The 11,225-nt window shown below is 70.7% G+C and carries 9 protein-coding genes; 4 read left to right on the plus strand and 5 right to left on the minus strand.

Annotated elements, in window-relative coordinates; genetic code table 11:
* Nucleotides 1-48: 48 nt before the first annotated feature.
* Nucleotides 49-2,346 carry an ATP-binding cassette domain-containing protein gene (locus ACH4F2_RS30035; RefSeq protein WP_398135896.1) on the minus strand — a complete coding sequence of 766 codons (2,298 nt, stop codon included), beginning with the start codon at nt 2,344-2,346 and terminating at the stop codon, nt 49-51.
* Between the two features lie 204 nt (nt 2,347-2,550).
* Complete coding sequence (locus tag ACH4F2_RS30040; RefSeq protein ID WP_398135897.1) at nt 2,551-2,868, minus strand: DUF5132 domain-containing protein; 318 nt, start codon at nt 2,866-2,868, stop codon at nt 2,551-2,553.
* Nucleotides 2,869-3,236: 368 nt separating this feature from the next.
* On the opposite strand from ACH4F2_RS30040, the gene ACH4F2_RS30045 reads away from it, so the two are divergent.
* Complete coding sequence (locus tag ACH4F2_RS30045; RefSeq protein WP_398135898.1) at nt 3,237-4,577, plus strand: glutamine synthetase; 1,341 nt, start codon at nt 3,237-3,239, stop codon at nt 4,575-4,577.
* A 198-nt stretch (nt 4,578-4,775) separates the two neighbouring features.
* On the opposite strand, the gene ACH4F2_RS30050 is transcribed toward ACH4F2_RS30045, so the two are convergent.
* Nucleotides 4,776-5,342 carry a GNAT family N-acetyltransferase gene (locus ACH4F2_RS30050; RefSeq protein WP_398135899.1) on the minus strand — a complete coding sequence of 189 codons (567 nt, stop codon included), beginning with the start codon at nt 5,340-5,342 and terminating at the stop codon, nt 4,776-4,778.
* A complete protein-coding gene (locus tag ACH4F2_RS30055) occupies nt 5,339-6,658 on the minus strand; it encodes a type III PLP-dependent enzyme (RefSeq protein ID WP_398135900.1) in 1,320 nt (439 codons plus the stop codon). The genes ACH4F2_RS30050 and ACH4F2_RS30055 overlap by 4 nt, the downstream gene beginning before the upstream one ends.
* Before the next feature lie 464 nt (nt 6,659-7,122).
* On the opposite strand from ACH4F2_RS30055, the gene ACH4F2_RS30060 reads away from it, so the two are divergent.
* On the plus strand, nt 7,123-8,157 hold the full coding sequence (locus tag ACH4F2_RS30060; protein WP_398135901.1) for a 3-oxoacyl-ACP synthase III family protein: 1,035 nt from the start codon (nt 7,123-7,125) through the stop codon (nt 8,155-8,157).
* Between the two features lie 391 nt (nt 8,158-8,548).
* Here the strand turns inward: ACH4F2_RS30060 and ACH4F2_RS30065 are convergent, their stop codons facing one another.
* Nucleotides 8,549-9,199, minus strand: coding sequence for a TetR/AcrR family transcriptional regulator (locus tag ACH4F2_RS30065; RefSeq protein ID WP_398135902.1), 651 nt, complete (start codon nt 9,197-9,199; stop codon nt 8,549-8,551).
* Between the two features lie 80 nt (nt 9,200-9,279).
* On the opposite strand from ACH4F2_RS30065, the gene ACH4F2_RS30070 reads away from it, so the two are divergent.
* Both ACH4F2_RS30070 and ACH4F2_RS30075 read left to right on the plus strand, forming a co-directional pair.
* Nucleotides 9,280-10,455 (plus strand): FAD-dependent oxidoreductase, encoded by a 1,176-nt coding sequence (locus ACH4F2_RS30070; protein WP_398135903.1) that lies wholly within the window; start codon nt 9,280-9,282, stop codon nt 10,453-10,455.
* A gap of 274 nt (nt 10,456-10,729) precedes the next feature.
* Nucleotides 10,730-10,927: a hypothetical protein gene (locus ACH4F2_RS30075; protein ID WP_398135904.1), complete on the plus strand. Its 198-nt coding sequence runs from the start codon at nt 10,730-10,732 to the stop codon at nt 10,925-10,927.
* The last annotated feature ends 298 nt before the right edge of the window (nt 10,928-11,225 follow it).

Raw genomic sequence — 11,225 nt, forward strand, 5'->3', positions numbered from 1 at the left:
CGCGCCGACCGCGGTGTCGTCACGCGGTCGGCCGGGCGGGGACGGGGGTCAGGCGGCGGGTTCGCCGGCCTGGAGTTGCCAGAGGGACGCGTAGAGTCCGTGCCGCGCGAGGAGTTCGTCGTGGGTGCCCTGCTCGGCCACGACGCCGCCGGCGTCCATGACGTAGATGCGGTCGGCGTGGCGGACCGTGGAGAGCCGGTGGGCGATGACCAGCATGGTCCGGTCGGCCGCGAAGCCGCGGAGCGTGCGCTGGATGGCGGCTTCTGTCTCGTTGTCCACGGCGGAGGTGGCTTCGTCGAGGATGACGACCGGCGCGTTCTTGAGGATGGCGCGCGCCAGCGCGATCCGCTGGCGCTGTCCGCCGGAGAGCGCCGTACCGCGCTCTCCGATCACCGTCTCGTAGCCGTCGGGCAGCGCCGCGACGAAGGCGTGGGCCTCGGCCGTCCTGGCCGCTTCGACCACTGCCCCGTCCGAGGCGTCGAAGGTGCCGTAGCGGATGTTGTCGGCGATGGTGCCGTCGAAGAGGAACGGGTCCTGGGCGACGAGCCCGATGGTGCGGCGCAGGTCGTGCCGCGACAGTTCGCGCACGTCCCGCCCGTCGAGCAGGACGCTGCCGCGGTCCGCGTCCTGGAAGCGCAGCAGGAGCCTGGCGATCGTGGTCTTGCCCGAGCCCGTGGCGCCGACCAGAGCGGTGACCTGACCGGCCGGGATGGTCATCGAGAGGTCTTCCAACGCCGGAGTGCGACCGGGGTAGGCGAAGGACACGCGGTCCAGGACGATCTCGCCGCGTACGTGGTCGGCGTCGAGCGCTCCTCCGGTGCCGTCGGCCTCGACAGGCAGGGCCCGCAGCCGCTGGACCCGGTCGTAGGAGGCGATGGTGCGCTGGTACTGGTCGACGATGCCGCCGAGCCGGCTCATCCGCATGAGCAGCATCTGGGGCAGCCCGATCAGCGGGCTGAAGACCTCGAAGCGCAGGGTGCCGTTGAGCACCGAACGGCCGCCGATCAGCAGTGTGCCGGCCATCGACGCGGTGGTGCAGGCCCGGACGGTCTCGGTGTGCCGGATGGTGCTGCGGTCGGTCCGCCGGCTGCTCTCCTGGGCGGCCTCGCTCAACTCGTCGACGCGGTCGGCCTCGTGGTCCTCGGCACAGAAGCTCTTGACGGTGGCTCCGGCCTCCAGCGAGTTGATCACTTGGCTGCCCAGCCGGGCCCGCCGCTCGCCGGTGACGGCGTAGTCGGCGGCGGCCTTGTCCTGGTGACGCAGCGACAGCCAGGCGACGACCGGGATCGGCAGGAACGCGATCCAGGCGATCTGCGGGGCGAGCAGCAGGAACGCCGGGATCAGGAGGGCCAGGCTGGTGCCGAGTTGCAGCACCTCGTTGGCCGGCCCGGCGAAGAAGGCGCCCAGTTGGCCGACGTCGTCGGTGAGCGCGCCGGCCACCCGGGTGGTCCGCTCCCCTTCCAGGTGCCGCAGCTCGAGGTGCTGGACGTGCTGGTACGTGCGGCTGCGCCAGTCGTGTTCCACGTCCTGGCCGAGCCGGCGCCACTGAAGGTTCGATGCGTACGACAGGCCCGCCACGGCGGCGCACGCGCCGGCCACCAGCCCGGCGAGGCCCAGAAGTTGCGCCGAAGCGGTGGTCAGGCCGAGGCGGGCCAGCGGGGCCGCCTGGCCCTTGATGAGGACCAATCCTGTCCAGCCGAGGAAGGTTCCGAGGGCGACCTCCGAGACCTGACAGGCGACGGACAGGACAGCGGCACGGGAAAGGCGGCGGCGGTGTGGTCCGACGATCTCCAGCAAGGGATGCCGTCCGGCACCCCGCCCGGCCGTGTCCGGGGCGCTGTCGGGCGTTGCACGCCCGCCCGGCCCTGGGGGCGCGTCGGCCGTTCCGTGCCATGCCTTGCGCAGGACGGCCCCGGTCGCGACGGTCACCCCGCCCAGCGCCACCAGCTGCCTGGTCAGCGCGGATCCCTTGGCCAGCGCGACTGCCGCCGCGGTCCCCGTGCCGACCGCGAGCACCGGTCGCACGACCGAGGCGTGAGCCGGGTGGGCTGCCGGCACGTCGGCGGCTCGGGCCGACGCCGGACGTCCGCCGGCGCCGGCCGGATCACCGGCGATCACGGTGACCGCTCTGCGGACCATCCGGCCGACGTCCGCGGCGCGCACCCCGGCGTCGTGCCGGACCAGCAGACCACCGGTCACGGGGTTGGCCCGGGCCTCGGTGATCCCGGGGATGCGACGGAGTGCGGCGGTGAGGAGTTCGGCCGTCCGTGGCCGGCCCATCACCAGTCTCACGTCCCAGCGCTGACGGCCCGGAGTGACCGAGCGTGGGCGCGCGTCCCCTTCCACGGTCCGGAGTCCTGTTGCGGCACCCACTAGCGATGACATGCGTACGATCACCTGTTCGCGGAGGTCACGGGTAACCCGCCGACGGGCACGGCGGAGTGCGGCGCGCGGCGGATCACTGCGAGGGAACGGAAACCCCTACAGGGGCGGGGGTGCGGCCGTCGCCAGGACGGGCCGGGGCGGCCGGCCGGACCGGGCGTCAAAGGGTCACTGTCCCTTTCCCGCGCCGGTGGTCGCGCGGGTCCTCGGGATCTTGCCTTCCCCTTCGCCCCGGTCCCCGGCCACGGCCGTCTCGCCCGCCGGAGCCGCGCCCTCGGCTGACGCGATCTGCGTCGCCATCACGTCGGCAGCCACCTCGGCCGCGAGGTCGTTGATGTTCTCCCCTGCCTCGTGGGCCGCCTTCTTGACTTCCATGACGACACCGACGGACGTCGTGATGACGCCCCGCACGAGCGGCTTGAGGATGCGCTTGGCCAGGGGGGCCGCGATGAGACCGATCAGGAACGGGGGGACGACGGGGGGCATGGCGCTCCAACCTCTTCACGCGAATTCCGGACAGGGGCCCAGGGCGCGGCTGATTCCGGACGCGCGACGAGAAAGACGGAGGGAATCTGGAAGAAGTCCGTCTTAGTCATTGTCGGGAATTCCGTGCCGGACGGCCTGCCGGGTGGCCTTTTCGCCGAAGTGGTGAACCGTCCGCTCCTAGTTCACCGTAGTCCAGACACGCCCGATGAGACCAAATGGAGCTGGACGATTTCACTCATGCGAGTACCCTATCCATACTCTTCGGATAAACCTATTAGTACTGGTCTCCGATATTCGCCCCGCACGGACGAGTGAACTCCCGGTCTGCCGGTGGCACACCGGCTTCTGCCGAGACGAGCATGGCCGGCATGACCATCACGTGTCCCGGCGCTGAAAGGGCCGACCAGGCCCGGGCAGCCGAAGCCCAGCTCGAAGCCGACGGAATCGACGGGGTGGTGTTCGGATGGGTCGACAACGCCGGCCTCACCAGGGTGAAGTCCGTCCCGCGCGCCCGGCTGGCGCACGCCGCCGAGTACGGCGTGGGAGCGGTGCCCTGCTTCGACCTCGCCCTGGTGGACGACTCCTTCGCCGTCACACCCTCAAGCACCGGCCCGGTGGGCGACCTGCGGCTCGTCCCCGACCTCGATCGGCTCGTCCCGCTCGCCGCCCAGCCAGGCTGGGCCTGGGCGCCGGCTGACCGCTACGCGCAGGACGGCACCCCGCATCCCGGCTGCCAGCGCGGCTTCGCCCGCCGGGCCGCCGAGGCGGTCGAGGAGCGGGGGTTCTCCGTGAAGGCCGGCATCGAGGTCGAATGGGTGGTGGCCGACGCCGCCGGGACGCCCGCGACGTTCGGGCCCGCGTACGGGATGACCCGCTTCGTCGAGCACTCCGACTACCTGCGGGACCTGCTGCGCGTCCTCACCGACCAGGGGCTGACCGTGCTCCAGCTCCATCCCGAGTACGCCGCCGGGCAGTTCGAGGTCTCGGTCGCCGCCGAAGGGCCGGTCGAGGCGGCGGACACCACCATGCTGGTGCGCCACACCATCCGCGCCGTCTCCGCCCGCCACAACCTGCGGGTCTCGTACGCGCCCGTCTTCACCGAAGGTTCACTCGGCAACGGCAGTCACCTACACCTCAGCCTCTGGCGAGGGGGGCGCAACCTCGCGCACGGCGGCCCCGGGCGCCACGGGCTGCATCCCGACGCCGAACGGTTCCTCGCAGGCGTACTGGCGGAGCTGCCCGCCCTGCTCGCCCTCGGCGCGCCCAGCGTCGCTTCCTACCTGCGGCTGGTGCCCTCTCGTTTCGCGGGGGCCTACCGTTGCTGGGGCTTGGAGAACCGTGAGGCGGCGCTGCGCCTGATCACCGGCTCGGCCGCCGGGCAGGCCAATGCCGAGGTGAAGTGCTTCGACGCCGCCGCCAACCCGTACCTGGCGGTCGGCGGCGTGCTGGCCGCCGGGCTCGCCGGCCTGGAGTCCGGGCTGCCGCTCCCGCCCGAGACGCCGAGCGATCCCGCCGCCTTCGGCTCGGCCGAGCGCCTCCCGGCCAGCTTGCCGGAGGCGATCGACGCGATCGAGAAGTCGGCGCCGCTGCGGGAGGCGCTCGGCGGCGAGTTGTACGAGACCGTGCTGGCCGTGCGGCAGGCGGAGGCGAAACTGTTCTCCGGGTGCACGGACGCGGAGGTCGTCGAGGCCGTCCGCTGGCGCTACTGACGAGGGCGCTCCCGGCCGGCGCGGCCGGTCGGGAGCGGTCTCTCAAGGGGCGGCCTGCCCGTGTGACACGGACGCGCCGGCGGCCCTGTCACGGGTATGCGGGGTATCGCGTGGGCGGGCAGGCGTCCGTGACCGGCGTGTCGTGTCTCGACGAGCGATGGGGAGTGGCGTGGGGATTCGGGCGTGCGGGGACCGGCATCAGCTGGTTCCGCGAGTTCCGTCGGCACCGCCGGCGGGCCCGGGCGGCGCATCGGCGGCGGAACCCAGCGACTTCGTCATGTAGACCGCCTCGACGCCATAGCCGGCGGGCAGCGCGACCTCGGGCCGGGGACGGTAGCCCAGCCGGGACCACAGCGGACGGGAGCCCTGCACGGCGACCAACGAGAGGGACCGATGGCGGGCCTCCCGGCCGGTCTCCTCGAGGTGCCGCGTCATCCGGCGGGCCATGCCCAGGCCGCGGACGCGTTCGGCGAGCGCCAGGTCGTGGAGGTGAAGGTTGCTCCCCCGGTGACCTTCGTACCCGACGCCCCGCTCGGCCAGGCTCAGGTCCGGGCAGCGGAACAGCGGGTACGGCAGGGCCAGCAGGTAGCCGCCGAAGGCACCCGCGTGCTCCAGCACGAAGCAGGTCGAGGGTGAGGCACGGTACCGGGAGCGCAGCGCCGCGGGACCCTCGGACAGGCCGCTCGCTGCGTAGGCGAGCGCTTCCAGCGCGACCACGTCGTCCCAGTCCTCGTCCTGGAGCAGCCGGATTCCGGTGTCGGTCATGCGTCTTCCCCGCCCGGCGCCCAGTCTCCGACACAGGTGCACGGCAGCGGCTCGAATCCGTTGAAGCCGCGCGTGGCGTAGGCGGTGGCGTACGCGCCGCAGGAGTGGACCCACACCGGGTCGCCGGAGGCGAGCGCGCGCGGGACCCGTACCGGACCGCCCTCCTGGGCGAACGCGTCGTCGCTGTCGCAGGTCGGTCCGGCCACCACGGCGTCGACGAACTGTCCGCCGGGATGTGTGGGGAACTCCATGCGGTACTGCAACTGGTCGATCTCGTAGAGGCCGTTGAACTTGCCGCAACTCAGGTAGAGCCAGCGCTCGCGGGTGCCGTCGAGCCGGTGCCGGGAGGTGAGCCGTGCGACGTGGGCACGGATCGCTCCGTGGTCGGCGACCAGGTGCCGGCCAGGCTCCAGCAGGAAGTGGAGCGGGACGGCGTGGGCGGCGCGCAGTCGTGCCATACCTTCGCGGATCGCCGTGAACATGCTGCCCAACGGCGGCACCAGCGGCCGCCCGCACCGGTCCAGGACACCGAGGGCGGGCAGTCCGCCGCCGAGGTTGATCCGGTCCGGGGTGATGCCGCGTCGGCCGAGCGCCCGGAGCACTGCGGCCAGTGAGTCAATCGCCGTGGCCCACGCTTCGGCGGTCATCTGCTGGGAACCGACGTGCAGGGAGAGGCCGGAAGGGACCAGTCCGAGGGTGCGGGCGGTAGCCAGCACGCGCGGCGCGTCCTCGGGTGAGCAGCCGAACTTACGGCTGAGGCCCCACAGCGCTCCTTCGCCGGTGGTCGCGATCCGGCAGAACACCCGCGACCCGGGGGCGTGTGCGGCGATCGCCGCGACGTCCTCCTGGCTGTCGGTGGCGAAGTCGCGCACGCCCAGACGGTAGGCCGCGGCGATGTTGCGATCGGACTTGACGGTGTTGCCGTAGTGAATCAGCCCGGGGGCGACCCCGGTGCGCAGCGCCTGCGCGATCTCCTGGGGGCTCGCGGCGTCGAAGCCGGCACCGAGGCCGGCGAGGTGACCGAGCACCTCGTCCACCGGACACGCCTTCATCGCGAAGCGCATGGCGACACCGGGGAGTTCGGCGCAGAGGGTGGTGTACTGGCGGCCGATGCCGTCCAGGTCGTAGATGATGGCGTCCTCTGTGGCGACGGCGAGCGCGGCGCGCAGGGCGGAGTGGTTCTGCTGGACGGAAAGGGACCCGTCGGTCCCGTGCGAGTGAGCGAATGCGGGGGCGGCGCGGTGGTGGGCTCTGCCTGGATCAACGGCCTGGCGCGGTCCGGTGATCTGATGCATGTCGGTGATCTGTGGCCTCACGTGTGAACTTTCGTTCCGACTGGAAAAGGGCGCCAAGAGCTGGCTGGCACGCGGAATGCCGCGCGAGGGAGCGCAAAGGTCCGCCGTGGCCGGTGACTTGGGCCCCCTCTCCGCTTCGCACTCTAAGCGGCCCCGCAGGTCTCCCAACGGGCCGAAGACCACGGCACCCGGTGACGTGGTGTCGGCCGCGTAAGGAATGCCCGTCCCCGATCCACTCGAACGGTGTCGATGTGCGTCATCACAGGATTGACGCACGACCTTTCGCAGTTACCGGTCACTCAGGCTGCCATGTCAAGCGGTTGAGCATTTCATCACGCAGACGAAGGAAATCCGATGTCTGCGATCAGTGCTCTATGAAACGATGCTGAAGCGGTGGAGATCGATTCCGACGAACCGCCGAAGAAGGGAACGGACATGGGCTTCTCTCTAGGGGAACCGATCGCGCAGGAACGGAGCTCCCTGGGGTGACCGTCACCGAGGACCGGACCCTCTTCCATCAGACCGGCGCCGGTCTGCCCGTGCCCTTCGCCGTCGCCGGGACCGGGATGCACCTGCCACCGGCGGTCGTCACCAACAAGGAACTCACCCGCACCCTGGACACCAGCGACGAGTGGATCACCAGCCGCACTGGCATCCGGGAACGCCGCCGCCTGGCCCCGTCCCTGGCGACCTCCGACATGTGCGTCGCCGCCGCCGCGCCGGCCCTGGACTCGGCCGGCGTCACGCCCGACCGCTTGGACGCTGTCATCGTCGCCACCTACACGGGGGACCAGCCGCTCCCGTCGACCGCGCTGATCGTCAAGGACGCCCTCGGCGCCCACACCGCCCTGGCCCTGGACGTCACCCAGGCCGCCTGTGCCAACGGCGTCCATGCCATGCTGATCGCCGCCCACCTGTTGCAGAACCCTTCCCTCACCACCGTCCTGCTCATCGCGGCCGACTGCGCCTCCCGGGTCACGGACCCCGCCGACCGCACCACCGGTGTCTTCTTCGGGGACGCCGCGGCGGCCGTCGTCCTCACGCGCACCGACGCTCCCGGAGCGGGGCTGCTCTCCTACGACCTCGGCTCCCAGCTGTCCTACGGCGTCCAGATCCCCGCCGGCGGCTCCCGCGTGCCGACCAGCAGCGCCTCCGCCACCGCCGGTGACCACTTTCTGCGCATGGACGGACGCGCCGTCTGGAACACCGCGACGACCCGCCTGCCCGAGAGCATCACGAACGCCGTCCGGCGCGCGGGCATGCCGATCGACCGTGTCCGACACTTCTTCCTGCACCAGGCGAACCTGAACATCCTCACCGAGACGATGACCACCCTGGGCATCCCCCCGGAGCGCGCTCCCGTCACCGTCGACCGACTGGGCAACACCGGATCAGCCGGTATGTTCACCGCGCTCCACTCCGCCCTCACCGAGGGCAGCCTGCTCCCGGGAGACACCTACGTACTCGCCGGGATCGGCGCGGGCTTCCAGTGGGGCTCCCTCTGCCTGCGCCAAGCCTGACGCCCACGGCATCCGTGACAAGGAGCGAGTGCAATCGCGAAGGCGCGCCCCGGAAGCGTCATGGAACTCGGTCTTGCCTTCGGTCACGGGTTCGCACCTTGATCTGTCACGCCCCCCTGCGAGACCTCCCTCATACCCGCGGCCCTCGTACCCCTCACCCGCCGCCAGGCGTCCACTGCCTGCGTGGCGCGGAACGTCTTCCGCGCCTCCCGTACGAGGCTCGGGAGCGGCAACACACGCTCCCCCGCCATGCTCTGCGTGCCCTTCTCCACCACCGTGCGGTTGCCCATCGGGGTCCGGGTGTCGGCGATGCCGAACGCGGCCGCGTCCAGGTCGGCGTCCGATCACCGCGGGCCGCAGACCTCCGCCGGACGGAGCCCCGTCAGACCCTCTACGCTTCGTCCGCCGAAGGTGACGCCGGTCCGGCCAGCCCGTGCAACAGCAGGTTCGTGAGGGTGTCGATGACGCGTTGGTCGTCTTCGCCGCCGGGGGGCGTGAGCACCGCGTAGTTGAGGGTGACGAGCATCGCGCCTATCGCCACCGCGATGAACTCGGGGTCGCCTGGCAGCTGGTGTCCGCGCTCGACCAGGTACTCCAGATGCTCCCGAATGGTTTCTGTCTGCTCGCGCAGGTCGCGCCAGGCCCGGCCCGTGCCGGGGTCGTCGGCCACCATCGCCTGAAACAGTGCGAGCGTGACCGGGCGATTCTGCCGCATCACCGTCCACGCGACACCGAGGTGGTCGCGCAGCTGGTCTCGGTCGGTCAGGTCGTGGTCGCGGGGGTGCTCCAGGCCGACCATGCCCTCGTCGATCGCATCCTCCATCTCGGCGAGGAGCGCCTGGAGCAGCTCGTCCTTGCCGGCGAAGTGTTCGTAGAACGAGCCGGTCGAGCGTCCGGCCGCGGCGGTGATGTCGGTGATCTTCGTATTGAGGTAGCCGCGATCGTTGAACAGCCCCCGCGCCGCGTCCAGCAGCGCGGCACGAGTCTGGGCCGCCCGGACCTTTCGACTGGCGGTACTCGCCTGCGGCATGTCGTCCTCCATCGGCTGTTGACAGATGCCAGCGTATCGGAACAGACTTACGCCGAATCAGAATTCAGTGAAACCAGATTCAGGGAGGCGTTGTGCGAACGATCGTGATCGGTGGCGGGATAGCCGGGCCTGCCATCGCCCTTGCACTGCAGCAGATCGGTCACGACGTGACCGTCTACGAGGCGTATGATGTTCCGCCCGAGGACGTCGGCGCCCACTTCAGCCTGGCGGTCAACGGCCTGCGCGCGCTGGAGAAGCTGGGTTGCCTGCGCGACGTACAGGCGGCCGGATACCCCGTCGAACGGATGCGGTTCTACACGGAGGGCGGCCACCTCCTGGGCGACGTGCCACGCCTTCGGCGCGAAGCCGACTCGATGCGCAGCATCTCGCTCCAGCGCGGACGGCTCGTGGCAATCCTGCGGCGCGCGGCGCTCGACGCGGGCGCGCAGATCGTCACCGGCGAACGCCTGGTGGGCGCGACGGAGTCAGCGGACAGCGTGGTGGCCGAATTCGCCTCCGGCCGGCGCGACACCGCGGAGCTGCTCGTGGGCGCCGACGGCGTCTGGTCAACCGTGCGCGGGCTGATCGACTCGTCCGCGCCGCGCGCGGAGTACGCGGGGCTCTACGGGGTCGCCGGAATCGCCACCATGACGGGTCTCGAGCCCGGCGTCTGGAACCTCGCCTACACGCGCAACGGTGCCTTCGTATACACCAGTATCGACGAAACGACCCAGTGGTGGACGGCTCAGATCGGGGACCCGGTCAAGCCCGACCTACGAGGCATCGACGACGCGCAATGGCTACGGCGCGTCACCGAGCTGTTTCCGGAGGCAGTGCCGAGGGCCATCGTCGGAGCCGCGACATCGATAGTCGCGTCCGGCTGCCTGAACGTCTGCGATCCGGTCCGGACGTGGCACAGTGGGCGCATGGTCCTGGTCGGCGACGCCGCCCACCCTGTCGGCGTCGGACACGGCGCCTCGATGTGCGTCGAGGACGCCTTGGAACTCGCGGCGGCGCTGAGCGGCGCCCCGACCGTCCCAGCGGCACTCAAGGCCTACGACGCGGCACGTCGCCCGCGCATCGACAAGCTGCTCAAGCACGGGCACAACGCCCGTGAGAGCAAGCGGCCCGGTGCCGTGAAGCGACAGGTCAACGCGGCGAAGATGCGCGTACTCCTCCCGTTCTTCGAACGGGCGCAGGGATACCTGTACGACTATGAGCCGCCTTCCCTGTCCGCCGTAGGCGGATCACGGTCCGCCACGCGCTAGACGGCCTGCAGGCCCGACGCCTCGCTCGTGAAGATGGACCCGGGTTGCCGACGACAGGTGTCGGCAGGGCCTCATTCTCAGGGGGCGCCGGTGCATGCCGAGCGTACGAGGGGGGTCGGATTCTCACGCCCGTTCGGTGGTGGCGTGCAACGTCCGTGGGGGACACGGCGCAAGACGGTACTGACCGACCGCTGACCGACACACACGGATGACAACCCGGTGTGGCGCCGCGTCGAGGACATGCGGCGCCACACTCATCGAGAAGGAGAAGCAGGTGCTGAAATCGCGGGTGAGGAAGAACCTGGCCATCGGGCTGGTGATCACGGCCGTCATCGCGTCGCTGTCGGTGGTTGTCGCGGACGACGGCAGCAAGGTGGAGGAGCTCAGGAAGTCGCTGATCATAGGCTTATCGGTGACGGGGGCGGTGACAGGGGGTACCTGGTTGCTGCAGCGGAGGCGTTCGGCACCGTGACCGGCTCACGTGGTGCTCGAAGGGATCCTTTCGTCCGACAGTGTTGATGTCCGATCCGCGGGTCGCCGCGGATGTCCGGCCCGGCCGGCACCCGGGCTCCTCGACGTCCGCGACCGCGCGGCAGACGGAGGCGACGGGCGTTTCGGATGGCGTCTGATGGAGACCGGAGGGATGCTCGGGCAGGGGTCTCGTTCGCCACAGCGAAAGGACTTCCCAATCGTGATGTCAAGCCGCAGCCGTGACGGGAGGTGAACCTTGATAGCACTGTCCGTCACGAATCATCGCCCACAGGACGTTG

It is taken from the genome of Streptomyces sp. NPDC017890 (genome assembly GCF_044328675.1).
Classification (GTDB): domain Bacteria; phylum Actinomycetota; class Actinomycetes; order Streptomycetales; family Streptomycetaceae; genus Streptomyces.

Coding starts and splice junctions, on each gene's coding strand:
- ACH4F2_RS30040 (WP_398135897.1), bottom strand. CDS start 2,868: ATGCCCCCCGTCGTCCCCCCGTTCCTGATCGGTCTCATCGCGGCCCCC.
- ACH4F2_RS30045 (WP_398135898.1), top strand. CDS start 3,237: ATGACCATCACGTGTCCCGGCGCTGAAAGGGCCGACCAGGCCCGGGCA.
- ACH4F2_RS30050 (WP_398135899.1), bottom strand. CDS start 5,342: ATGACCGACACCGGAATCCGGCTGCTCCAGGACGAGGACTGGGACGAC.
- ACH4F2_RS30065 (WP_398135902.1), bottom strand. CDS start 9,199: ATGGAGGACGACATGCCGCAGGCGAGTACCGCCAGTCGAAAGGTCCGG.